Annotated in this window: 24 protein-coding genes and 4 tRNA genes; 25 read left to right on the top strand and 3 right to left on the bottom strand. The window is 66.8% G+C overall.

Going from position 1 to position 23,851, the window contains the following annotated elements:
- Positions 1-28: 28 nt before the first annotated feature.
- Complete coding sequence (locus NOCYR_RS24575) at positions 29-1,309, bottom strand: geranylgeranyl reductase family protein (RefSeq protein WP_014353111.1); 1,281 nt, start codon at positions 1,307-1,309, stop codon at positions 29-31.
- A gap of 221 nt (positions 1,310-1,530) precedes the next feature.
- Between NOCYR_RS24575 and NOCYR_RS24570 the strand changes: the two genes are divergently transcribed.
- The 3 genes from NOCYR_RS24570 to NOCYR_RS24560 all read left to right on the top strand — a co-directional run bounded on the left by NOCYR_RS24570 (position 1,531) and on the right by NOCYR_RS24560 (position 4,080).
- The gene (locus tag NOCYR_RS24570; protein ID WP_048833682.1) at positions 1,531-2,553 is read left to right on the top strand and encodes a polyprenyl synthetase family protein; all 1,023 of its coding nucleotides are present in this window, start codon (positions 1,531-1,533) and stop codon (positions 2,551-2,553) included.
- 163 nt (positions 2,554-2,716) lie between these two features.
- Positions 2,717-3,592, top strand: coding sequence for a zinc metalloprotease HtpX (gene htpX / locus NOCYR_RS24565; RefSeq protein WP_014353109.1), 876 nt, complete (start codon positions 2,717-2,719; stop codon positions 3,590-3,592).
- A 155-nt stretch (positions 3,593-3,747) separates the two neighbouring features.
- Entirely contained in the window at positions 3,748-4,080 is a 333-nt protein-coding gene (locus tag NOCYR_RS24560) for a hemerythrin domain-containing protein (RefSeq protein WP_081505505.1), read from the top strand.
- A 6-nt stretch (positions 4,081-4,086) separates the two neighbouring features.
- On the opposite strand, the gene NOCYR_RS24555 is transcribed toward NOCYR_RS24560, so the two are convergent.
- A complete protein-coding gene (locus tag NOCYR_RS24555; protein ID WP_014353107.1) occupies positions 4,087-4,578 on the bottom strand; it encodes a YajQ family cyclic di-GMP-binding protein in 492 nt (163 codons plus the stop codon).
- Positions 4,579-4,793: 215 nt separating this feature from the next.
- Between NOCYR_RS24555 and NOCYR_RS24550 the strand changes: the two genes are divergently transcribed.
- From NOCYR_RS24550 to NOCYR_RS24500, 11 genes are all read left to right on the top strand, one after another.
- Positions 4,794-4,876, top strand: a tRNA-Tyr gene (locus NOCYR_RS24550).
- Positions 4,877-5,088: 212 nt separating this feature from the next.
- Positions 5,089-5,161: transfer RNA gene (locus NOCYR_RS24545), tRNA-Thr, on the top strand.
- Between the two features lie 83 nt (positions 5,162-5,244).
- A tRNA-Met gene (locus NOCYR_RS24540) sits at positions 5,245-5,320 on the top strand.
- Positions 5,321-5,357: 37 nt separating this feature from the next.
- Positions 5,358-5,528, top strand: coding sequence for a 50S ribosomal protein L33 (rpmG, locus tag NOCYR_RS24535; protein ID WP_011211653.1), 171 nt, complete (start codon positions 5,358-5,360; stop codon positions 5,526-5,528).
- Positions 5,529-5,734: 206 nt separating this feature from the next.
- The gene (locus NOCYR_RS24530) at positions 5,735-6,796 is read left to right on the top strand and encodes a fused (3R)-hydroxyacyl-ACP dehydratase subunits HadA/HadB (RefSeq protein ID WP_014353106.1); all 1,062 of its coding nucleotides are present in this window, start codon (positions 5,735-5,737) and stop codon (positions 6,794-6,796) included.
- A gap of 235 nt (positions 6,797-7,031) precedes the next feature.
- Positions 7,032-7,104, top strand: a tRNA-Trp gene (locus NOCYR_RS24525).
- 33 nt (positions 7,105-7,137) lie between these two features.
- A complete protein-coding gene (secE, locus tag NOCYR_RS24520; RefSeq protein ID WP_014353105.1) occupies positions 7,138-7,521 on the top strand; it encodes a preprotein translocase subunit SecE in 384 nt (127 codons plus the stop codon).
- Positions 7,522-7,636: 115 nt separating this feature from the next.
- Complete coding sequence (gene nusG / locus NOCYR_RS24515) at positions 7,637-8,425, top strand: transcription termination/antitermination protein NusG (protein ID WP_014353104.1); 789 nt, start codon at positions 7,637-7,639, stop codon at positions 8,423-8,425.
- Positions 8,426-8,570: 145 nt separating this feature from the next.
- Complete coding sequence (gene rplK, locus NOCYR_RS24510; RefSeq protein ID WP_014353103.1) at positions 8,571-9,005, top strand: 50S ribosomal protein L11; 435 nt, start codon at positions 8,571-8,573, stop codon at positions 9,003-9,005.
- Positions 9,006-9,084: 79 nt separating this feature from the next.
- Positions 9,085-9,798 (top strand): 50S ribosomal protein L1, encoded by a 714-nt coding sequence (gene rplA, locus NOCYR_RS24505; protein WP_014353102.1) that lies wholly within the window; start codon positions 9,085-9,087, stop codon positions 9,796-9,798.
- Between the two features lie 377 nt (positions 9,799-10,175).
- Complete coding sequence (locus tag NOCYR_RS24500) at positions 10,176-10,469, top strand: hypothetical protein (RefSeq protein ID WP_014353100.1); 294 nt, start codon at positions 10,176-10,178, stop codon at positions 10,467-10,469.
- 98 nt (positions 10,470-10,567) lie between these two features.
- Here NOCYR_RS24500 and NOCYR_RS24495 read toward each other — a convergent pair whose 3' ends face one another.
- Positions 10,568-12,190, bottom strand: a complete 1,623-nt coding sequence (locus NOCYR_RS24495) for an MFS transporter (protein ID WP_048833680.1) — start codon at positions 12,188-12,190, stop codon at positions 10,568-10,570.
- 435 nt (positions 12,191-12,625) lie between these two features.
- Between NOCYR_RS24495 and rplJ the strand changes: the two genes are divergently transcribed.
- The 11 genes from rplJ to NOCYR_RS24440 all read left to right on the top strand — a co-directional run bounded on the left by rplJ (position 12,626) and on the right by NOCYR_RS24440 (position 23,847).
- Complete coding sequence (gene rplJ, locus NOCYR_RS24490; protein ID WP_014353098.1) at positions 12,626-13,153, top strand: 50S ribosomal protein L10; 528 nt, start codon at positions 12,626-12,628, stop codon at positions 13,151-13,153.
- Positions 13,154-13,216: 63 nt separating this feature from the next.
- The gene (gene rplL, locus NOCYR_RS24485; protein ID WP_014353097.1) at positions 13,217-13,603 is read left to right on the top strand and encodes a 50S ribosomal protein L7/L12; all 387 of its coding nucleotides are present in this window, start codon (positions 13,217-13,219) and stop codon (positions 13,601-13,603) included.
- Between the two features lie 245 nt (positions 13,604-13,848).
- Positions 13,849-14,922, top strand: a complete 1,074-nt coding sequence (locus tag NOCYR_RS24480; RefSeq protein WP_048833679.1) for an ABC transporter ATP-binding protein — start codon at positions 13,849-13,851, stop codon at positions 14,920-14,922.
- Between the two features lie 132 nt (positions 14,923-15,054).
- Complete coding sequence (locus NOCYR_RS24475) at positions 15,055-15,849, top strand: MlaE family ABC transporter permease (RefSeq protein ID WP_048833678.1); 795 nt, start codon at positions 15,055-15,057, stop codon at positions 15,847-15,849.
- A gap of 105 nt (positions 15,850-15,954) precedes the next feature.
- Positions 15,955-16,719 (top strand): ABC transporter permease, encoded by a 765-nt coding sequence (locus NOCYR_RS24470; protein WP_228780860.1) that lies wholly within the window; start codon positions 15,955-15,957, stop codon positions 16,717-16,719.
- The gene (locus tag NOCYR_RS24465; RefSeq protein WP_014353093.1) at positions 16,716-18,068 is read left to right on the top strand and encodes an MCE family protein; all 1,353 of its coding nucleotides are present in this window, start codon (positions 16,716-16,718) and stop codon (positions 18,066-18,068) included. The genes NOCYR_RS24470 and NOCYR_RS24465 overlap by 4 nt, the downstream gene beginning before the upstream one ends.
- Positions 18,065-19,144, top strand: coding sequence for an MCE family protein (locus NOCYR_RS24460; RefSeq protein WP_014353092.1), 1,080 nt, complete (start codon positions 18,065-18,067; stop codon positions 19,142-19,144). The genes NOCYR_RS24465 and NOCYR_RS24460 overlap by 4 nt, the downstream gene beginning before the upstream one ends.
- A gap of 14 nt (positions 19,145-19,158) precedes the next feature.
- A complete protein-coding gene (locus NOCYR_RS24455) occupies positions 19,159-20,154 on the top strand; it encodes an MCE family protein (RefSeq protein ID WP_086008282.1) in 996 nt (331 codons plus the stop codon).
- Positions 20,154-21,383, top strand: a complete 1,230-nt coding sequence (locus tag NOCYR_RS24450) for an MCE family protein (RefSeq protein WP_014353090.1) — start codon at positions 20,154-20,156, stop codon at positions 21,381-21,383. The genes NOCYR_RS24455 and NOCYR_RS24450 overlap by 1 nt, the downstream gene beginning before the upstream one ends.
- Positions 21,380-22,609: an MCE family protein gene (locus NOCYR_RS24445; protein ID WP_014353089.1), complete on the top strand. Its 1,230-nt coding sequence runs from the start codon at positions 21,380-21,382 to the stop codon at positions 22,607-22,609. Before NOCYR_RS24450 ends, NOCYR_RS24445 begins: the two co-directional genes overlap by 4 nt.
- Positions 22,606-23,847, top strand: coding sequence for an MCE family protein (locus tag NOCYR_RS24440; RefSeq protein WP_014353088.1), 1,242 nt, complete (start codon positions 22,606-22,608; stop codon positions 23,845-23,847). The genes NOCYR_RS24445 and NOCYR_RS24440 overlap by 4 nt, the downstream gene beginning before the upstream one ends.
- Positions 23,848-23,851: the final 4 nt, after the last annotated feature.

Raw genomic sequence — 23,851 nt, 5'->3', positions numbered from 1 at the left:
TCAGCCGGCGGACCGCACGGGCGGCGGTTCAGCAGAACGGCGGGCGCTCGTCGAACCGCCGCGACACCCGCCCCGCCATCCGCCAGGCCCGCGCCACCAGATCCACGTCCTCGTCGGTGACCAGATTGCCCATCACCCGAACCGCGGTGCGCTGCAAGAACTTCGACCGCATCACCGGCGGGCCGCCCAGCGGCACCATTCGTGGGTGGGTGGCCAGTCCGGCGATCCGGCGCGCCACCGAATAGGTGCGGCCGTAGCGGGCCCGCAGCAGTTCCGGCCAGACCGTGCTCAGATCGGGTTCGTCGAGCAGATCGGCGAGCATGTGGCCGCCTTCGAGGCCGTAATCGATGCCCTCGCCGTTGAGCGGGTTGACGCAGCCGGCGGCGTCACCGACCAGCACCCAGTTGCGACCGGCGATATTCGACACCGCACCGCCCATCGGCAGCAGCGCCGACGCCACCGCCCGCAGCGACCCGCTGAACTCCCATTCCTCCCGGCGCAACCCGGTGTAGTGCTCGAGCAGCGGCTTCAACGCGATATGCGACGGACGACGCTCGGTGGCCAGCGAACCGACCCCGATATTGACCTCACCGTTGGCCAGCGGGAACACCCAGCCGTACCCGGGCACCAGCGCACCGTTCGCATCGCGCAATTCCAGATGCGAGGTGATCCACTGATCGGCCGAGCGCCCCGAGGTGATGTAGGCCCGAGCGGCCACACCGTAGGCGTACTGCCGATGCCATTCCCGCCCGAGGATCTTGCCGACGGGCGAGCGCACCCCGTCGGCGACGACGAGGGTGTTGCAGCCGATCGAGCGCGTGCCGCTGCCGGTGCGCACGGTGACGCTGGTGACGCGATCCCCGTCCCGCGCGACGTCGACGACCTTGGCGCCCTCCAGCATCGCCGCACCCGACTTCACCGCGGTCTCGCGCAGCTTGTCGTCGAGTTCGGTGCGCGGCACGGCACTTCCGTAGGTGGGGAACGATCCGCCCGGCCAGGGCAGCAGCTCCTCGCGCCCGAAGCCCGTCATCCGCAGTCCGTGGTTGACGGTGTGCGCGCGCACCCAGTCACCGAGTCCGAGGTGCTCCAATTCGGCGGTGGCACGCGGGGTCAGGCCGTCTCCGCAGGTCTTGTCACGCGGGAACACCGCCGAATCGACCAGCAGTACGTCGCGACCCGCCCGTGCCGCCCAGGTCGCCGCCGCCGATCCGGCCGGTCCGGCCCCGACCACGACGACATCGGCGTGCGCGGGAACCGCGCCGTGTGCCTGCTCGTCGCCGCCCGCTGGTGTGACATCCGGTGCACCCATGGACCCATACTCGCAGCGCGCCCGCACCGGTGTCGACGCCGGTGCCATGTGACATGCGGCGGACGCTCCGCCGGGCTCGCCGTCCGCCGCCGCGTCCGGTATGCGAAGGTGTGCGGTGCGCCCCAGCGGATATTGCCGGGAGTGACGGTGTTCATGGGGTTATCTACCGTGGACACGCTAGGTTCTTTGACCGTGGGTCGGACGCATCGCTGGGAGAAGAAATGAGCACATCTGCTGTGAGCGACGAGAGCACGGTAGTAGCGGGGGTGGATCTCGGCGATTCCGAACTCGCCGCGACGGTGCGCAGCGGCCTGGCCGACGTCGAAAAGCTCCTGATCGAGGAGCTGTCCGACGGTGCGTCGTTCCTTCAGGAAGCGGCGCTGCACCTGGCCAAGGCCGGCGGTAAACGTTTCCGCCCGCTGTTCACCATCCTCACCGGCCAGCTCGGCCCGCGCCCGACCGACCCGGCCCTGATCACCGCGGGCACCGTCGTCGAACTGGTGCATCTGGCCACCCTCTACCACGACGACGTGATGGACGAGGCCACCATGCGCCGCGGCGCCCCGAGCGTGAATTCGCGCTGGGGCAACAGCATCGCCATCCTGGCCGGCGACTACCTGTTCGCGCACGCCTCCCGGCTCGTGTCGACCCTCGGCCCGGACGCGGTGCGCATCATCGCCGAAACCTTCGCCGAACTGGTCACCGGTCAGATGCGCGAAACCATGGGAGCCTCCGAAGCCAAGGATCCGGTGGCGCACTACCTGCGCGTGGTGTGGGAGAAGACCGGTTCGCTGATCGCGGCCGCCGGACGTTTCGGTGGCACCTTCTCCGGCGCCGACAGTGAACACGTCGAGCGGCTGGCCCGTCTCGGTGACGCCGTCGGCACCGCCTTCCAGATCTCCGACGACATCATCGACATCTCCTCCGAATCGGCCCAGTCCGGCAAGACCCCCGGCACCGACCTGCGCGAGGGCGTGCACACCCTGCCGGTGCTCTACGCGCTGCGCGACGAGGGCGCCGACGGCGACCGGCTGCGCACCCTGCTGGCGCGTCCGCTGGAAACCGACGCCGAGGTCGATGAGGCGCTGGAACTGCTCGGCCGTTCCCCCGGTATGGCCCAGGCCAAGCAGAAGCTGCAGGAATACGCCGACCTCGCCTACGCCGAACTCTCGGCGCTGCCGCCGGGCCCCGCCAACGACGCCCTGGTGCGGCTGGTTCGCTACACCATCGAACGGGTGGGGTAGTCCCTCGCCGCGGCGGGCCGGAACTCCGGCACGGCCGCGATCGTTGCCATTCTGTAGCACTCGCACAGCTGGATTACGTGAAGATCAGTAGCAGTCGAGGAGCGTTGCGCGCCGCGCGGCGGCGCGGAAATCCATACAGGACGGGGGAGCGGCGAGGAGACGTATGCACGGGCATGGGTATGCGAACGGGATCAAGACTTTCGGGTTGATGATCGGCCTTTCCGCGCTGATCGTGTTCGCCGGGGCGATGTTCCGCAGCCCGACGATCCTGGTCATCGCGATCCTGCTGGCGGTCGGCATGAATGCCTACGCCTATTTCAACAGCGACAAACTCGCCTTGAAGGCCATGCACGCCCAGCCGATCAGCGAGCTGGAGGCGCCGGTCATCTACCGGATCGTTCGCGAGCTCGCCACCGCGGCCCGTCAACCGATGCCGCGGCTCTACATCAGCCCGACCAACGCCCCCAACGCCTTCGCCACCGGCCGCAATCCGCGTCACGCGGCGGTCTGCTGCACCAGCGGCATCTTGCAGATCCTCGACGAACGGGAGTTGCGCGCGGTGCTCGGCCATGAGCTTTCGCACGTCTACAACCGCGACATCCTGATCTCCTCGGTCGCCGGTGCGCTGGCCGCGGTCATCTCCGGCCTGGCCAACCTGGCCTTCTTCGCCACCGCCTTCGGCGGCAATCGCGAGGGCGGCCCGAACATCATCGGCGTGATCTTGGTCTCGCTACTCGGCCCCATCGCGGCCACCCTGATCAAGCTGGCCGTCTCGCGTTCCCGCGAATACCAGGCCGATCAATCCGGCGCCGAACTCACCGGCGATCCACTCGCACTCGCCTCGGCCCTGCGCAAGCTCGAACGCGGCGTCCAAGCCGCCCCACTCCCACCGGAACCGCAGCTCACCGCCCAGTCGCACCTGATGATCGCCAACCCGTTCCGCCCGGGCGAGCGCGCCGCCCGCTGGTTCTCCACACACCCCCCGATGGCCGACCGCATCGCCCGCCTCGAAGAACTGGCCGGCCGCCCCCGCAGCTGAGCGCCCTCAGTCGTCCTCGCCGCTCGAGGCCTCTTCATAGGCCCGCAGGGTGTCGACGAACAGTTGCCGCTGCTCGGCGGTGAGCGGTTCGAGCACCTGCCGCCAGGCCCGCGCGCTACCGCGGAGCCAAGCGTTGACCGACTGCTCATGGGCCGGTGCGATCGCGACGATGGTGCGTCGCCGGTCCCACGGTGCGGGCCGACCTCGCGCGGCAACTGGAGGATCCGGCGTCTGCTGCCCTCCCGGAGTTGCCCCAGGACTTGCGCACCCACTGTGTGGCGTTCTGCGGGGCGCTGCACGAACACCACATCAACGAAGACGGCGTGTTTCCCGTCCTCGCCCAGCAGTTCCCGGAGCTGGCGCCGGTGCTGGACCGGCTCGCCCGTGAACATACGGAGGTGGCGCGGGTCATCTACGAGGAAACCACCCTGACGGGCTCGGACATCATGGATACCAGCGCGCTGCCGCCCCGGCGGCCGGGGCGGTGAGCTCGGCTACCGGTAGTTGACGAACTGCAGGGCGATGCCGAAGTCCTCGCCCTTGAGCAGGGAGATCACGGCCTGCAGGTCGTCGCGCTTCTTGCTGCTGACGCGCAGTTCGTCGCCCTGGATCTGGGCCTTGACGCCCTTGGGGCCCTCGTCGCGGATCTTCTTGGAGATCTTCTTCGCGTGTTCGGCGTCGATGCCCTGCACCAGCGAACCGGTGATCTTGTAGGTCTTGCCCGACACCACCGGCTCGCCGGCGTCGAAGGCCTTGAGCGAGATGTCGCGGCGGATCAGCTTCTCCTTGAACACCTCGAGTGCGGCCTTGACCCGCTCCTCGGCTTCGGCGCTGATCACGATCTTGTCCTCACCGGACCATTCGATCGCCGCACCGGTGCCGCGGAAGTCGTAGCGGGTGTTCAGCTCCTTCTCCGCCTGATGCAACGCGTTGTCGACCTCCTGGCGATCGACCTTGCTGACGACATCGAAAGACGAATCGGCCACACTGCGCTCCTGTCCTGACGGTCCGGCGTTCGAGGTCGCGCCGGATGGTTCGCCGCACCCACCTAGTTCTACCCGGCCGAACGAGATTAGTCCCCGGACGCGGTCGGTGTCGCCGCCGCCCACCACCGATCCGGCCTCGCCATGCCGCTGTACAGCCGGTTTGCATTCCGGGTGTGGGTTCGTTGTATTCTGCTCTGCGCGCCGAGAAGCGCGACGGCAGGTTGCCCGAGCGGCCAATGGGAGCAGACTGTAAATCTGTCGGTGAAAGCCTACGTAGGTTCGAATCCTACACCTGCCACCGAGAACCCCCGCGGATCGAAATGATCCGCGGGGGTTCTTCCGTTTCCGGGCCACGCTGGCTCTCGCTCGCCGCAGCGCGAGGGTCTACGAGATCGGAAATACCGGCTCTGACCAGCCGGTTTGGTACCGAGACCGGTGAGTGTGTAACCTCGTTCAAGACTTCGAAGCGCCGAGGTCGAGAAAGTCGAGTTTCGGTGCGTAAGAGGTCATGCCCCCTTAGCTCAGTCGGCAGAGCGTTTCCATGGTAAGGAAAAGGTCAACGGTTCGATTCCGTTAGGGGGCTCGCCGGATTGCCGGTGGTGACCGACTCGGCATCGCTCCCCGCTCGGAGGGGCTGGGCACGGCACCGCAGGCAATGCGACCCGTGGCGGTGTAGCTCAGTCGGTAGAGCAAACGACTCATAATCGTTGTGTCGCCGGTTCAAGTCCGGCCATCGCTACCACAACCGATCAAGCCCAGTTCCGGAAAGAAGGCATATCGTGGCCGCGAAGTCCACCGATGTCCGGCCAAAGATCACCTTGGCCTGCGAGCAGTGCAAGCACCGCAACTACATCACCAAGAAGAACCGGCGTAACGACCCGGATCGCTTGGAGCTGAAGAAGTTCTGCCCGAACTGCGGCACCCACCGGGCGCACCGCGAATCCCGCTGAGCCATCCACGCGTGTAGCTACCGCGTGTATCGGCGCCGGGACTTCGCTCCCGGCAGCAGCCGGGACACAACCGCCGTGACACAAGCATCGGGCCGGACCTAGCGTCCGGCCCGACTGCGTTTGCACGGTGCATCGGGACAGCGGTGGTCAACGCTCCACCGACTCCGCTCCAGACGGAGTCAGATAGGTACAGTCCTCCCGTGACAATGAACACCGGTACAGACGAAGCGGTCGCGACGGGCGAGAGTTTCGACCCCGCCGAACACGCGGCGGCCATGGTCGGGCACCACTACCGCGTCGACGACTACTACGAGGTCGGCCGCGAGAAGGTCCGTGAATACGCCCGCGCCGTGCAGGACTACCACCCGGTGCACTGGGAAGAAGACATCGCGCAGGAGTACGGCTACGACGGCCTGCTCGCGCCGCTGACCTTCATCTCCCTCGTCGGCATCCTGGCCCAGCGCAAGCTCTTCGAAGAGGTCGTCACCGGCTACGACCTGAGCCAGATCATGCAGACCGACCAGATCCTGGAATTCCACCGGCCGATCAAGGTCGGCGACCAGTTGACCTGCGACGTCTACCTGCATTCGTTCCGGCAGGCCTTCGGCGGCGACATCATCGTCACCAAGAACATCGTCACCGATCAGCGCGACGAGCTGGTGCTCACCACCTACACCACGCTGATCGGCCGCAGCGGCGGCGACATCGACCCGAACCTGGCCGGCGCGGTCCGCAATGTGCTCATGCACGGCCTCGGCGAGGAAACCCCGAAGCACCACCCGCGCACGGTGCCCACCTCGGCGCCCGCGCCGGTGCCGACCATCCCGGAGGTCGCGCCGAGCAAGCACGCCATCGCCTTCGACTCGATCAGCGCAGGCGACGAGCTGCCCCCGCGCACCGTCCGGCTGACCCGCGGCGATCTGGTCAACTACGCGGGCGTGTCCGGTGACGCCAACCCGATCCACTGGAGTGACGAAGTCGTCAAGCTCGTCGGCCTGGACAACGTCGTGGCGCACGGCATGCTGACCATGGGCCTCGGCGGCGGTTTCGTCACCTCCTGGCTGGGCGATCCGGGCGCGGTCAAGGAATACAACGTCCGCTTCACCAGCCCGGTCTACGTGGGCGTGGACGAGCCGGCCGAGGTCGAGTTCACCGGCAAGGTGAAATCGGTCGATCCGGAGACCAAGACCGCCGTCGTGGCCATCGTCGCAAAGTCGGCCGGGCGCAAGATCTTCGGGCGCGCGACCGCGACGGTGCAGCTGTCCTGACCTGGTTCGTGGGGCCGGATTGGCTAATGCCACCGGTCTTCACGTACACTCGGGTTTCTGGGGTCACCAGCCGATGCGCGCTGCTCTGCAAGGCTGGTTCCAGGCGGCCCGGAGCGCAGCTCCGGAACCACCGCTGACGGGGCCGGCAACTGCCGGAGCGGCGCGCGTGTTGTGTGACACCAGAACAACTGAATACAGCACATGTGGCTGGGCATCAGCACCACCGTCCAGCCGAAGGGGCGTAGCTCAATTGGCAGAGCAGCGGTCTCCAAAACCGCAGGTTGCAGGTTCAAGTCCTGTCGCCCCTGCCCTGGATGCCAGCGATGAGAGAGGGTTTCGACGTGAGCGACGAGCGGGACACTCGCGACGACGGCGATGGCACCGCCGCAGCGAGTCGGCCGAGCGGCAAGCGGTCCGCCCGGCGGGCCCGCACCGGTTCGTCGTCCTCGTCGGCCGATACCGGCGCGGTCGCCACGATCGACCGCCCGCGCAAGGCAGCCAAGACCTCCGATCGGGCCGAACGCAAGAAGTCGGGTAATCCGTTCAAGCGTTTGATCAAGTTCCTGCGTGAGGTGATCGCGGAACTGCGCAAGGTGATCTGGCCCAACCGGAAGCAGATGGTCACCTATACGAGCGTTGTTCTGGTGTTCGTGGTCTTCATGGTCGCGTTCATCAGCGGGTTGGATGTGGCGTTCGTCAAGGGTGTCGACTGGCTGTTCGGCTAGCAGTACGACGCCGACGCCGGCAGCCGATCCCGGGGGCGGACCGGCGGGAGTGTTCCGCCGCGCCCGGCCCGGCACGCAGAGGATTTACGTGACGACACAGGAAGCGAGTGCCCCAGTGAGCACCCCGGAGAACGACACCAACGACGAGTTCCCGGTCGACGACGCGGTGGCCGAGTCGGCCGCCGGCTCCGTCGAGGAATCCGCCGGCGAGTCCGTGGCCGTCGACGAATCCGAGCCCGCTGCCGAGGCCGCCGCTGTCGAGGAAGCCCCCGCCGATCCCGTCGAGGAGATGAAGGCCGCGCTGCGCCGCGCGCCCGGCGAGTGGTACGTCATCCACTCCTACGCGGGCTACGAGAACAAGGTCAAGGCCAACCTCGAGACCCGTGTGCAGAACCTCGACCTCGAGGACTACATCTTCCAGGTGGAAGTGCCCACCGAAGAGGTCACCGAGATCAAGAACGGCCAGCGTAAGAACGTCAACCGCAAGGTGCTGCCCGGCTACATCCTGGTCCGGATGGAGCTGAACGACGAGTCCTGGGGCGCGGTCCGCAACACCCCCGGTGTCACCGGTTTCGTCGGCGCCACCTCCCGGCCCTCGCCGCTGACCATCAACGATGTGGTGAAGTTCCTGGTGCCGGCCGCGCAGCAGAAGAAGGCCCCGGCCGCCGCTGCCGCTGCCGCCGCCACCACCCAGGAAGCCGCCACCGAGGCCGTCGCCAAGCCGGTCATCGAGGTCGACTTCGAGGTCGGCGAGTCGGTCACCGTCATGGACGGCCCGTTCGCGACGCTGCCGGCCAGCATTTCCGAGGTCAACGCCGAGCAGCAGAAGCTCAAGGTGCTGGTGTCGATCTTCGGCCGCGAAACCCCCGTCGAACTGGCATTCACCCAGGTCGCGAAGATCTGATCAGCGGGCGGTCCGCCCGCCCCACTCGATCGACCGCACCGGCGATCCCGGTAAGGTGTCAGGGTTCGCCGGGTGCGCCCGGCTGCGGGTGCACACCCGCGCAAGGCTTACGGCAACCGTAAGGAACCGAAACCAAGGAAGAAAGATGCCCCCCAAGAAGAAGAAGCTCGCCGGGATCATCAAGTTGCAGATCCAGGCCGGCCAGGCGAACCCGGCCCCTCCGGTCGGCCCCGCGCTCGGTCAGCACGGCGTCAACATCATGGAGTTCTGCAAGGCGTACAACGCCGCGACCGAGTCGCAGCGTGGCAACGTCATTCCGGTCGAGATCTCGGTGTACGAGGACCGGACCTTCGACTTCAAGTTGAAGACCCCGCCCGCCGCCAAGCTGCTGCTCAAGGCCGCAGGCGTGCAGAAGGGTTCGGCCGAGCCGCACCGCAACAAGGTCGCCACCGTGACCATGGACCAGGTGCGCGAGATCGCCAAGACCAAGCAGGAAGACCTCAACGCCAACGACATCGAGCAGGCCGCGAAGATCATCGCCGGTACCGCTCGTTCGATGGGCATCACGGTCGAGGGCTGATAGCTCTTACCTGCACAGGTGGGAGGGCCGGCCAGGCCCGATCAACCACTTCTGAACCACAGCTAAGGACAGAGAAAACATGGCAAAACGAAGCAAGGCGTACCTCGCCGCGGCCGAGAAGGTCGATCGCAGCAAGCTCTACTCCCCGCTGGCCGCCGCGCGGCTGGCGAAGGAGACCGCCACCACCAAGACCGACGCGACCGTCGAGGTCGCCGTTCGTCTCGGTGTGGATCCCCGTAAGGCCGACCAGATGGTCCGCGGCACCGTCAACCTGCCGCACGGCACCGGTAAGACCGCCCGCGTCATCGTGTTCGCGGCCGGCGAGAAGGCCGCCGAGGCCGAGGCCGCCGGTGCGGACGCCGTGGGCGCCGAGGACCTGATCGAGCGGATCCAGGGCGGCTGGCTGGACTTCGACGCCGCGATCGCCACCCCGGACCAGATGGCCAAGGTCGGCCGCATCGCGCGTGTCCTCGGCCCGCGTGGTCTGATGCCGAACCCGAAGACGGGCACGGTCACCACCGACGTGACCAAGGCCGTCAACGACATCAAGGGCGGCAAGATCAACTTCCGCGTCGACAAGCAGGCCAACCTGCACTTCGTCATCGGTAAGGCGTCCTTCGACGACGCCAAGCTGGTGGAGAACTACGGCGCCGCGCTGGATGAGATCCTGCGTGTGAAGCCGTCGACCGCCAAGGGCCGCTACGTCAAGAAGGTGACGGTCTCGACGAACACCGGACCGGGCATCCCGGTGGACCCGAACCGCACCCGCAACCTCCTCGACGAGGACGCGTAAGCAGCACTTGGGTAAGACCCCGAAACGGCGGGAACGCAATCGCGTTCCCGCCGTTTCGTATTCGGCGGACCGCATCGCCGGACTCGCCGGGCTCTACCACGGCCGAGCCACCAGTTCTGACTTTGCCGGGAATCTGAGACAGAATGAGTATGTGAGCGACGGAGTCAGAACCGGAATCAGACATCGACTCGCTGCCCCGACCGGTAGCGCGGCATTCGGCGGCTGCTAGCTCGATGTCGGATCAGGAAGTACCGGACCAGCGGTCCTCGAAGGTCATTCCGCTGCCACGGCGCCCCAGGCGCGTGGCAGAGCCATCACCTGCGAAAACGTGGCGTTCGGAGGGCGGTACCGGATACGACCCGGCACCGACAAGGCCGGTGCTGCGCTCGGAACTCCAGGGCGAAACCGGTGCGTGGCCGGTCCACCCCGCCGCCACCTGGTCGTCGGCCGCCGCGGCCGACTCACACAGCACCGATCAGGACGCCAGCGTCGTCGATCTCGCCGCGCGCAGGAAGCGCACCGGCGATACCGACCCGGCCACCGGCACTCGGCGCCTGCCCAAACCCCGTCGAATCGGCGAGCGATCCAATACCGGCGAAAACACCCGTGACCAGGATGAGCACTCCGAATCGCCACCGACGAATACCCGGACCGGACGGCACCGCAAGTAGCCGAACCCGCTGACGGGGTTTGCGTCCGGTCAGGGCATCCGCCGATGGACGATGCGGCGGATCCCGCGGCTATCGCGCAGAACCCGGCGGGTCCGCCGCTATCGCGCCGAATCCGGTCCGGTGTCCGCGTTCTTCCGCCACCCGAGCAGCACCGACTCCCCGCCCTGCACACCCCAGGGCAGGAAAATCGCGACAACCACCGCGCACACCACCACGGCACCCGTGGCGACCAGCGAGGCGGCGTGTGAGCCTTCCAGGCAGGCCGCCTTCATCGCGCTGATGATGTTCTCGCGCTGCGATTCGAAGAAGGGGGAGAGTTCGCGTTTGCGCATTTCCAGCACACTCAGCGGCGTCGCCTTGGCGAAATCCTTCTCGTTATCCGACATCAAGCTGCCCGGCACGCGGTCGATGAGCGGCGCGACCTTCGTGGTGTAGTACGAGGCGACGATCGAGCCGAGCACGGCCACGCCGAGCGTCCCGCCGAACTCCCGGGTGGTGTCGTTGACCGCCGACCCGGCGCCCGCCTCGTTCAACGGCAGCGACGACATGATCGACTCGGTCGCCGGCCCTTGCACGATCGCCAGACCAAGCGCCATGGACACCATCGCGGGCAGCACGCCGGTGAGATAACCGCTGTCCACGGTGACCTGACCGCCCAGATAGAGGCCGAGCCCGGTGAGCAGCAGGCCGAAGACGATCACCGGTGTGGTGCCGAGTCGCTGGGCCAGCAACGTGGCGATCGGCGCGCCGATGGCCACGGAGAACGCGAACGGCAGTGAGGCGATACCGAATTCCAGCGGCGAATATTCGCGCACCCCTTGGAAATACTGGGTGATCAGGAACAGGAATCCGAACATCGAGAAGTAGCCGACCGCGATCGCCAAGGCGGGCAGGGAGAAGCGGCGATTGCGGAACAGCCGCATATCGAGGATCGGTGCGCGCGTGCGCAATTCCCACGCGATGAACCCGGCGAGCAGTACCACGCCCGCCGCGCCCGCGGTGAGGGTGGTGGCCGAGAGCCAGCCGTAGCGCGGCGCTTCGATGATCGCCCAGACCAGCAGGGTGATGCCGGCGATGGACAACGCGATGCCGAGCAGGTCCAGCCTGCCCACCTCCGACGACCGGGATTCGGGCACCCACAACAGCGTGGCCACCAATGCGGCCAGAGCCACCGGCACGTTGATCCAGAAGACCGAATGCCAGGAGAAATGCTCGAGCAGCCAGCCGCCGGAGATCGGCCCGATGGCGATCGCGAAACCGGCCATGGCGGTCCAGGCGGCGATGGCGAGGGCCCGCTCTTTGCGGTCGGTGAAGATATTGATGACCAGCGCCAATGTCGCTGGGAACACCGCGGCGGCGAACACGCCCATGGCCGCGCGGGCGGCGATGACGCCGTCGAGTGAGGTGGACAGCGCGCCGACCACCGACATCGCGCCGACGCCGGCCAGGCCGATCATCATTACCCGGCGACGCCCGTAGCGGTCACCGAGGTTGCCGAAGGCCAGCAGCAGGCCGGCAAAGGTGAGGGTGTAGGCGTCGACGACCCATTGCAGGCCGCTGACGCCGGTGGACAGTTGCACACCGATGGAGGGCAGGGCGACGTTGACGATGGTGTTGTCGAGGACGACCAGCAGTTCGGCCAGGCAGATCACCGCGAGCGCGAGGAATCGCTGCGCGCGTCGTTCCAGCAGCACTGGTGGATCGACTAGGGATGTTGTCATTCCAGCAGCTAATCAGTAACCGTTACTAGGGGTAACTCCTAATTGCTGCGATCTCACTCACCGCTGCCGGTCAATTGTGATGTGCGCCACTGGTTTTCTGTCCGCCGACACGGCTCGGGAGGGGTGATGAGACCCCGTTTTGGCAGATGGGCGAACTACCCGGTACTCTGAAGCGAAGTTATCGACGTGTTCGATCACTACCCAATCCGTTCTACCGAAGACCGTTGGTCGCCGTTCCCGTCTGGGTTCGGTCGAAGGTCCGGCAGCAGCCGGCGGCCCACGCAGGGAGAGCCGAGGCAGGTATTCGACACGGGCCGCGGCTCGTTTCGTATGTCCTATTTGCGCCCCGGAACGCTCTGCGTCCGGGGCGTTTGTTGTATCGCCACCTCAGGTCGGTAGTTCGGGTCCGAACCGACATCAGAGAGGAGGCGAAGTATGGCAAAACCCGAGAAGGTCACCGCGGTCGCGGAGATCGCTGAGCAGTTCAAGAGCTCGACGGCCACCGTCGTCACGGAATACCGTGGCCTGTCCGTTGGTGCCCTCACCGAACTGCGCCGCGCGCTCGGTGCCGACGCCACGTACTCCGTCGCCAAGAACACCCTGGTCAAGCGGGCTGCCGCCGAGGCCGGTGTCGAGGGCCTGGACGACTTGTTCGTCGGACCGACCGCTATCGCCTTCATCCAGGGCGAGCCGGTCAACGCGGCGAAGGCGCTCAAGACCTTCGCCAAGGACCACAAGGCGCTGGTCATCAAGGGCGGCTACATGGACGGCAACGCGCTGTCCGTGTCCGAGGTCGAGAAGATCGCCGACCTGGAAACCCGCGAGGTGCTGCTGGCCAAGCTGGCCGGTGCGCTCAAGGGCAACCTGGCCAAGGCCGCAGGCCTGTTCAACGCTCCCGCGTCGCAGGTGGCCCGCCTGGCCGCCGCGCTCGAGGACAAGAAGCGGGCCGAAGGCGCCGAATAAGCGCCACAAACCCCCGGGCGGTTCTCGTCCGACCCAGACATCATCTACCGAAAGGAAACAACAATGGCCAACGTTGACGAACTGCTCGAGACCTTCGGCAACATGACCCTGCTCGAGCTGTCGGACTTCGTCAAGAAGTTCGAGGAGAAGTTCGAGGTCACCGCTGCCGCTCCGGTCGCCGTCGCCGCCGTCGGTGGCGCCGCTGCCGGTGGTGCCGCCGAGGCCGAGTCCGAGCAGGACGAGTTCGACGTCATCCTCGAGGGCGCCGGCGACAAGAAGATCCAGGTCATCAAGGTGGTCCGCGAGATCGTCTCCGGCCTGGGCCTGAAGGAAGCCAAGGACCTGGTCGAGGGTGCCCCGAAGCCGATCCTGGAGAAGGTCGCCAAGGACGCCGCCGACGCCGCCAAGGAGAAGCTGGAAGCGGCCGGCGCCTCGGTCTCGGTCAAGTAATTCCCGAGCGAAACGCCGTAACGGGCGGTCCCTTTTCGAGGGGCCGCCCGTTCGTGTTTTCCGGCCGTGTGTCAGGGTCGTGCGAATAATGCGAACGCGCGGGGGTTACTCTTCGGTCAGGTTGGGGTGTGCGACGACATGCCCATGCGATAGAGTGACCGAACCCACTGTGACGTGACACACCGCGATATCGAGAACACGTGGTTCGCCGGTGGGGCGGCTCGCTGAGAAATGTGGAGGTTGGCGTGGGCGTCGAGGTCAGGACCGAAGGCATTACCAAGTCCTTTGGTTCCCAGCGGATTTGGCAGGACGTGTCGTTGACCCTGCCGCCCGGCGAGGTCAGCGCGCTGCTCGGCCCCTCCGGTACCGGTAAGTCCGTCTTCCTGAAGTCGCTGATCGGCCTGCTGCGCCCCGAGCGCGGTTCGATCTACATCGACGGCACCGATATCACCACCTGCTCCAACAAGGAGCTCTACGAGATCCGCAAGCTGTTCGGCGTTCTGTTCCAGGACGGCGCGCTGTTCGGCTCCATGCATCTGTTCGACAACGTCGCCTTCCCGTTGCGTGAGCACACGAAGAAGTCGGAGTCGGAGATCAAGAAGATCGTCATGGAGAAGATGGAGATGGTCGGTCTCCTCGGCGCGGAGTTCAAACTCCCCGGCGAAATCTCCGGCGGTATGCGCAAACGTGCCGGCCTGGCCCGCGCGCTGGTGCTCGACCCGCAGATCATCCTGGTCGACGAGCCGGACTCCGGTCTGGACCCGGTCCGCACCACCTACCTCAGCCAGCTGCTCATCGACATCAACGCCCAGATCGACGCCACGATCCTGATCGTGACCCACAACATCAACCTGGCCCGCACCGTGCCCGACAACATCGGCATGCTGTTCCGCCGCCAGCTGGTGATGTTCGGCCCGCGCGAGGTGCTGCTCACCTCCGACGAGCCGGTGGTCAAGCAGTTCCTCAACGGCCGCATGATCGGCCCGATCGGTATGTCGGAGGAAAAGGACGAGGCGCAGATGGCCCGCGAGCAGGCCATGGTCGACGCCGGTCACCACCACGGCGGCGCCGAGGAGATCGAGGGCATCATCCCGCAGATGAAGGCTCAGCCCGGTATGCCGGTGCGCCAGGCGGTGCACCGCCGCAAGCAGCGGGTGCGCGAGATCATGCACACCCTGCCGCACGCCGCGCAGGTGGCGATCCAGGAATCGCTGGATGAGAACGACGACACCCAGGTGATGTCCTACAACACCGCGCAGCTGTCGCAGGGCGGCCCGTACGACGCCACGGTCCCGCACCACCAGACGCCGAACGCCTAGTCCAACCCCTCGAATACCGCGCCGGAGTACCGGCGCGGTATTCGTCTTTCCGGGGTCGCCGGCCGATGATCTCCGCGACACGGCAGTTATGCACGACTGTTGCAAGGTGTAACGCAGGTAACATCTGCGATCGTGAACCCAACGCTGGTGCGTTTACGGACTCCGGTCGAGTCCGGGTTCGCTCAGGCCGGAAAGATTTTCGCGCTGTTTCTGGATGTGGCGCGCAAAGCATTTCGCCGGCCGTTCCAATGGCGCGAATTCATCGAGCAATCCTGGTTCATCGCCAGCGTCTCGATCCTGCCCAGCGCGCTGGTGGCCATTCCGTTCGGCGCGGTCGTCGCCTTGCAGACCGGCTCGCTGATCAAACAGCTGGGTGCGGAATCCTTCACCGGTGCGACCAGTGTGCTCGCGACCGTGCAGCAGGCGGCGCCGGTGGTGACGGCGCTGATCATCGCGGGTGCGGCCGGTTCCGCGGTGGCCGCCGATCTGGGCTCGCGCACCATTCGCGAGGAGATCGACGCGCTGGAGGTGCTCGGCGTCGATCCGGTGCAGAAGCTGGTGGTGCCGCGGGTGCTGGGCATGATGCTGGTGGCGCTGCTGCTCAACGGCCTGGTGTCGGTGGTCGGCATCGCCGGGGGCTATTTCTTCAATGTCTTGTTGCAGGGCGGCACACCGGGTGCCTATCTCGCGTCGTTCTCCGCGCTGGCCCAGCTGCCCGATCTGTGGATCGGTGAGATCAAGGCGGCAATTTTCGGGCTGATCGCGGGGGTGATCGCCGCGTACAAGGGGCTGCATCCGAGTGGGGGTCCGAAAGGAGTCGGCGACGCGGTGAACCAATCGGTGGTGATCACGTTCCTGGTGCTTTTCTTCGTGAACCTGGTGCTGACCTTGATCTATTTGCAGATTGTTCCGGCAAAGGGCTCCTGACCGGTGGCTGTCCGCTACCGGAATCCAGCGTTGGCGAAAACGGCCCGGCGGGCCGGGGATATCGCACGCGCGCCGCTGAACGTCATCGATCGCGCGGGCGAGCAGATGTCGTTCTACTCCCGGGCGATCGCCTGGATTCCGCGCACGGCGCTGCACTATCGCAAGGAGGTCATGCGGCTGCTGGCCGAGGTGACCTTCGGCAGCGGTGCGCTGGCGGTCATCGGCGGGACCATCGGGGTCATCGTGTTCATGTCGGGTTCGGTCGGCGTGGTGGTGGGGTTGCAGGGCTTCAAGGCCCTCGATGCGCTCGGCAGTTCGGTGCTCACCGGTTTTCTGACCGCCTACATCAACACCAGGGAAATCGCACCGCTGGTGGCGGCCTTGGCGTTGTCGGCGACGGTGGGGTGTGGTTTCACCGCGCAATTGGGTGCCATGCGGATTTCCGAGGAGATCGACGCGCTGGAAGTGATGGCGGTGCCCGGGGTGCCATTCCTGGTGACGACCCGGGTGATCGCCGGATTCCTCGCCGTCATCCCGCTCTATATCGTCGGCCTGCTCGGCACCTTCCTGGCCTCGCGAATGATCAGCATCTGGTTCAACGGCCAATCCAGTGGGTCCTATGACCACTATTTCGGGCTGTTCCTACCGCCGGAGGACGTGCTGTATTCGTTCCTCAAAGTGCTGGTATTCGCCTTCGTGATCATCATGGTGCACTGCTATTACGGCTTCCACGCCACCGGTGGGCCCGCCGGGGTCGGGGTGGCGGTGGGCCGGGCGGTGCGGGCGGCGATCGTGCTGGTCAATGTGCTCGATTTCTTTCTGAGCCTGGCGATCTGGGGCACCACGACGACGGTGCGGGTGGCCGGATGAGCAGCCGGGTGCAGTGGTGGCGGTCGACGGCCAAGGTGCGCAATCGACTGCTCGGCATCGCGTTCTTCGTGGTGGTTGGGCTGTTCCTGTGGGGAACGGTGGCCATCTACAACAAGACCTTCGTGAACTCGGTCGATGTCCGGTTGATCACCGACAGTGTCGGCAACGCACTGACCAAGAACGCCGATGTGAAGGCGCGCGGCGTCACCGTCGGCGAGGTGCGCTCCAGCCGCGCCGAGGGCGACCAGGTGACCCTCGAACTCGCGATCGATCCGGAACGCGCCGAGCGGATCCCGGTGAATTCGACCGCGCGGCTGCTGCCCAAAACGCTGTTCGGCGAACGGTATGTGGATCTAGTGATTCCGGAGAATCCGAGCCCGCAGCATCTGACCTCCGGGGTGACGCTGCATCAGGACGCCAGCGGCAATGCCATCGAGGTGAGCAAGCTGCTCGACGATCTGCTGCCGCTGTTGCAGGCGATCCCGCCGCAGGATCTGGCGGCCACGCTCGGGGCGCTGTCGCAGGCGCTGTCGGGTCAGGGCGAGGGGCTGGGTGCGACGCTCGACCGGCTCGACGTCATCCTCACCGACGTCAACGCGGTGCTGCCGGAACTACGCGAGGGTCTGCGCAGTCTGGCCGAAACCGCGATCACCTACGCCGACGCCGCACCCCAGCTCATCGATGCCCTGGACAAACTGCGCACCACCAACGCCACCATCGTGCAGCGGCGCACCGATATCGACGTCCTGCTGGCCACCCTGACGCCCACCTCGGCCGCGACCGCCGATTTCCTGATCGCCAACCACGACAACGTCATCGACGTGGCCGCCGACGCCCGCCCGGCGCTGGAACTACTGGCCACCTATTCGCCGACCTACGCCTGCGCGCTGGCCAACTTCGCCAAAATGCGCCCGCGCATCGACGAGATCATGGGCATGGGCACCGACCGACCGGGCTCCCGGGTGACGATCGAGCTGGTCAATACTCGCGGCCGCTACCTGCCCAATCAGGACGAGCCACGCTGGCTCGACACTCGCGGACCGGCCTGTTTCCCGGAGTTCCCGCTGGGGCTGGACGCCGGCCAATATCCGGGCGGGCCGAACAACGACGGCTCCTACCAGGTGCCCAGCCGCAACCCGGGCGATCAGCAGATCGGGGCCATGCAGCCACCGCAATTCGGCGTGTTCCCGGCCGCCAATACGCCGACGCTCGCGGGTTCGCCGGGGGAGCAACACGCGTTGGGTGCGATCTACGGTGCCGCGCAGGGTGTTTTGCCGGCGCAGGTGCCGGGCTGGATCACCAGGATCGCCGCGCCCGCCTTTCGAGGTAGTGAGGTGAGGGTGCGATGAAGGCGCAGCTGCGCGGCCTGGGCGGACCGCTCACCAAACTCGTGATCTTCGTGGTGGTGACGCTGTTCGCGACCACCATGCTCGGGCTGTCGATCGCCAACTACACCGGCGGCGGCACCCTGTTCAAGGCCCGCTTCACCGACGTCACCTCGCTCAATCCCGGTGATGAGATCCGCATCGCCGGTGTCCGCGTCGGCAAGGTCACCGGCATTTCGATTGTGGACCGCCGGGTGGCCGAGGTGAAATTCGAACTCACCGACCGAGAATGGCTGCCCGCGTCGGTGATGGCCACTATCAGGTTCCGCAATCTGGTCGGGCAGCGTTATATCGAACTCGAGCGCGGACCGGGTGAACAGGGCCGCAAACTCAATGAGGGCGGCACGATCCCGCTGGAACGCACCCGGCCGGCCTTGAATCTGACCACCCTGTTCGACGGGTTCCGGCCGCTGTTTCGCACCTTGCAGCCCGAGGACGTCAACAAGCTGTCCTATGAGATCATCCAGGTCTTCCAAGGCGAGCAGGGCACCATCGCCGATCTGGTCGCCAGCACCGCGAATCTGACCAACAAGATCGCCGACAAGGACGCGGTGATCGGCGAGCTGGTGCGCGATCTGACCGAGGTGCTCGACACCATCAACGCCCGCGAGGACCAGTTCGATCAGCTCGTGGTCAATACCGCCGCGCTGGTCGACGGACTCGCCGCCCAGCGCGACACCATCGGCCGCGCGGTCACCTCCCTCGGTGACGTCGCCACCGCCACCTCCGAGCTGCTGGTGCCGACCCGGCCCTCGCTCCAAGGCACCATCGCCGGGATCAACCAGCTCACCGGCGTGATCAACGAACGCCGCGACGAGGTGGACCAGGCCCTCGCGACGCTGCCGGTCAAGATGGAAAAGCTCGGCCGCGTCGGCAGTTACGGCTCTTGGTTCCAGTTCTATCTGTGCGGCATCGACCTGGTCGCAGGGCCCGGCGCACCGGACGCGCCGCAGCTGCATCTGCCCGCCGGCCTGCCGACGATCAACCAGCCGCTCTACACCAATGCCGCACCGCGCTGTCACGGGGAAGGGGGCCGCTGATGGACGACCGGGTTCTGCTCGGCAAACGCAGCCCCGCCTTCGTCGGCGTGCTCGGGCTGGTGATGGTGCTGCTGGTGACGATGTCGGCGTTCTTCCTGGACCGGCTGCCGATCATCGGGGCGGGCATCTCCTATTCGGCCGAATTCTCCGAGGCGGCCGGACTCGACCGCGGTGACGAAGTGCGCGTCGCCGGGGTGAAGGTGGGGACGGTGTCGGGGGTATGGCTCGACGGCGACCGGGTGGTGGTGGATTTCCGCACCAGGGATACCTGGATCGGCAACGAGACCACCGCCTCCATCCAGATCAAGACCCTGCTCGGGCAGAAGTATCTGGCGCTGGATCCGCAGGGCTCGCGGGTGGCCGATCCGAGCGAGCGGATCCCGTTGTCGCGCACCGTCTCCCCGTACGACGTGATCGATGCCTTCAGCGACGCCGCCCGCACCCTCGACGAGATCGACACCACCCAGCTGGCCACCTCGATGCGGGTGCTTTCCGACGCCTTCGCCGCCACCCCGCCGCATATCCGCAGCGCGATCGACGGCGTGACCCGGCTGTCGAACACCGTGGCCAAGCGCGATGACGAACTGCGCAAATTGTTCGCCGCGACCAAGAAGACCACGCAGGTGCTGGCCGACCGCAATGCGGAATTCGAGCGGCTGCTCACCTCGGGCGGGCAATTGTTCGCCGAACTCAATATCCGTCAGCAGGCGATTTCGCAATTGCTGGCCGGCGCGCAGACCGTCTCCACCGAGCTGAGTGCGCTGGTGGCCGACAACGAGAAACAGATCGGGCCCGCGCTGACCAATTTGCAGGCCGCGATCGACCTGCTCAACGCCAATCAGGCCAATATCACCAAGACGCTGGAGCTGGCCGCGCCGTTCTACGGGCTGTACGCGAATGTGCTCGGCACCGGACGCTGGTTCGACGCGGTCATCGTCAATATCACCCCGCCCGGCCTGCCGGAGATCCCCGGCTACCGGCCGCCGGTGCGCACGCTGGGAGGCAACTGATGGCGTTGCAGCGTGGCGGCAAGATCGCGATCGCGATGATCGTGGTGCTCGCGCTGGTGCTGGCCGGTGCGCTGTGGTGGGTGTTCAACCGGCTCAACACCACCACGATCACCGCCTACTTCGATCGGTCGGTCGGCATCTACGAGGGCTCGGATGTGCGCATCCTCGGAGTGCCGGTGGGATCGGTGGATTCGGTGGAACCGCTGGGCGATCAGGTGAAGATCGTGATGAGCGTCGACCGCTCCTACGACATCCCCGCCGACGCGCGCGCCGCCCAGATCACGCCCTCGATCGTCTCGGACCGGTTCATCCAGCTCACGCCCGTCTACCGCGGCGGCCCGAAGATGCCGCGCACGGCGACGATCCCGCGCGAGCGCACCGCGACGCCGGTCGAGGTGGATCAGCTCTACCGCAGCATTACCGAACTGTCGAAGGCACTCGGCCCGGAGGGCGCCAATGCCGACGGCGCGCTCGACCGATTGGTGCAGACCACCGCGCAGAACTTGGCAGGCAATGGCGCCGCGATCGCCGACGGCATCACCGAATTGTCGGCCGCCGCGCGCACGCTGTCGGATTCGCGCGGCGACATCTTCGACACGGTGAAGAACCTGCAAGCGTTCATCACCATGCTGGCCCGCAATGACCAGCAAGTGCGCCAATTCAATGTCCAGCTCGCCGATCTGGCGTCGTTCCTGGCCGGCGAACGACAGAATCTCGGTAATGCGCTGGAATTGTTGTCCATCGCGCTCGGTGACGTCGCCCGGTTCATCGACGCCAACCGTCAGCTGATCCAGGGCAATGCCGATTCGCTGATCACCCTCACGCAAACCCTGGCCGACCGCCGCGACGCGCTGGCCGAGGCCCTGCCGGTGCTGCCGGTGGCGCTGAGCAACCTGATCAATATCCACAACGGTGAATCCGGCACCCTGGACATGCGCGCCAACTTCACCGATCTGCAAGACCCGTTCGGCGCGATGTGCCGGATGCTCGACCTGAGCAAGCTCATGCCCGGCGATCCGAAGTTCGAGGCCCTCGGTAAGCAGATGCGGCCGCTGCTCGAACGCTGCAAGCACATCACCGACCAGATCACCGCCGCGGTGCAGTCGCCGACGTTGATCCTGCCGTTCGGCATCCTCAGCGCGGAGAACCAGCAGCGCGCCCCCGTCCCGGGGACCGTGCCGGGTACGCCGTCGAACCGGCTGCCGCCCTCGCAGGGAGGTCCGAAGTGAGGCGCCGGATGGTGGTCGCGGCGGCCGCGGTGCTGGCGGGGCTGCTGGTGAGCTCGTGCTCGTCGGACGGGATCTACAGCATTCCGCTGCCCGGCGGGGCGGACGTGGGCTCGGATCCGATGCATATCGATATCCGCTTCGACGATGTGCTGGATCTGGTGCCGCAATCGGCGGTGAAGGTCGAGGGTGTGCCGGTCGGGCGGGTGCAGGACATCACCCTGGCCGAGGACGGCTGGACCGCGAACGTCTCGACGGTGGTGAATTCGTCGGTCGATCTGCCGGCCAACGCGCTGGCCGAGGTGCGGCAATCGAACCTGCTGGGCGAGAAGTTCATCGAACTCTCGGCCCCCGAAGGCGACACCTCCGGGCCCCGGCTCGCCGACGGTGCGGTGATTCCATTGACCAACACCAGGCACGCCACCGAGGTGGAGCAGGTGCTCGGCGCGCTGTCGCTGCTGCTCAACGGTGGTGGGGTGGCGCAGTTGCAGCCGATCGTCAGCGAGTTGAACAAGGCGCTCGGCGGCCGTGAAGACCGGGTGCGAGCGGTGCTGGAGCAGGCGAACACCCTCATCGGCGGGCTCGAGGACCAGGTCGACGACATCACCCGGGCCCTGGACGGGCTGGAGACGCTGAGCAACCGGGTCGCCGCGCAGACCAACCAGCTCACCCGGATCCTGGACGAGCTGCCCGAGGGCATCCGGATCCTGGAAGAGCAGCGGCCGCAGCTGATCGCGCTGCTGGCCCAGCTGGACCGGGTGGGGCGAGCTGGATTCGACGTCATCGATACGGCCAAGGACGATCTCATCCGCGATCTGCGCGCGCTGCGGCCCGCGCTGCAAGAACTAGGCCGCGCCGCGCCGGATCTGGTGACCGCGCTGCCGCTGGTGCCGACCTACCCGTTCCCCGACTCGACGCTCGAGGGCACCTTCGGCGGCCAGGTCAATACCTGGCTGTCGGTGGATCAGCAGATCGGCGTCACGCTGAGCAACCTCGGCGTCGGCAGACCCGATCCGGTCTACATTCCGCCGATCGGGCCGCCCGTCAATGTCGATCCGTCCAATCCGTACTACGGCGGCAACGGGCCGCGCCCCGGCTGGCCGACGGTGTCGCTGTTCCCGCTGCCGCCGACCATGGCCGCGGTGCCGGTGCCCGGGCAGCCGGGCGTGCCGGGGCTGCCACCGCAGCTCGGGCCGCTGCTGCAACCGTTCGGAGGTGGTCCGCGATGACGCGCATGGTGCGGTGGCAGCTGATCGCCTTCGCGATCATCGCGGTGCTCGGCGTCGTCTACGTCGGCGCCCGCTATATCCGGCTCGACCATATGCTCGGCTTCGGCCAGTACGAGGTGCTGTTGCGCACCGAGCACACCGGCGGTGCATACACCGGCGCGGAAGTCACCTATCGCGGGGTGCCGGTGGGCCGGGTCGGTGGGCTCGACCTCACCGACGACGGGGTGCTGATCACCCTGGTGATCGATTCCGGCTCGCCGCCCATTCCGGCGTCGGCGCGGGCGGTGGTGGCGAACCGGTCGGCGATCGGTGAGCAGTATGTGGACCTGCAACCGGACACGGTGGGCGAACCGTATCTGAAGGACGGGTCGATCATCGACGAGGTGCGCACGCCGGTGCCGGTGGAGGAGCTGATCGGCAGCGTCGACACCCTCGCGAGCACCGTCGATCTGACCGCGCTGAGCACCACCGTCACCGAACTCGGCCGCGCGCTCGACGGCAAGGGCGGCGACCTGCGCGGTCTGCTCGAATCGCTGCGCACCTTCACCGAGAGTTTCCAGGAGGCGCTGCCGCAGACGGTGCAGCTGATCCGCGACGGCCGGGTCGCGCTCGGCACCCAGGCGGCGCAATCGGATGCCATCCGCGAGTTCAGCGCCGGCCTCGACCAGCTGGCCGCCCAGCTGCGCACCAGCGATCCGGCGGTGCGCAGGCTGATCGGCACCGGCACCGACGCCGGCCAGCAGATCGGCGCCCTGCTCGATGAGAGCGGCGCCGCGCTGACCACCGACCTGGCGAACCTGCGCACGCTGCTGCTGGCCATTTCGCCGAAGTTCTACGCGCTCAAACCGCTGCTGCAAATGCTGCCGCAGCTCTCGATCGGCGCCTCGGCCACCGCGCCCGGCGACGGCACCAGCCATTTCGGGCTCGTGCTGGAAACCAATAACCCGCCCGCCTGCACCGTCGGCTACGAGGGCACCAAGGCCATCCTCGAGCAGATGAAGGCGCAGAACCCCGACTTCGACGACACCCGCGACGAGTTCCCCTTCAACACCGAAGCCCACTGCGCCGTGCCCTTCGGCAATCCGACCGCCGTCCGCGGCGGCGCCCGCGCCGAACTCGCCGACCCGCTCATCGTCCAGCCCTGGGACGACAACCCCAAGGTCGACCCCGACAAGCTCAACCTGACCCCCATCGCCGTCCAGATCTCCACCCTGCTGGGAGTCACCCCGAAACGCTGACCCG

Source organism: Nocardia cyriacigeorgica GUH-2, from assembly GCF_000284035.1.
GTDB classification, from domain to species: Bacteria; Actinomycetota; Actinomycetes; order Mycobacteriales; family Mycobacteriaceae; genus Nocardia; species Nocardia cyriacigeorgica_B.
This window is presented reverse-complemented; position numbering and strand designations above follow the sequence as displayed.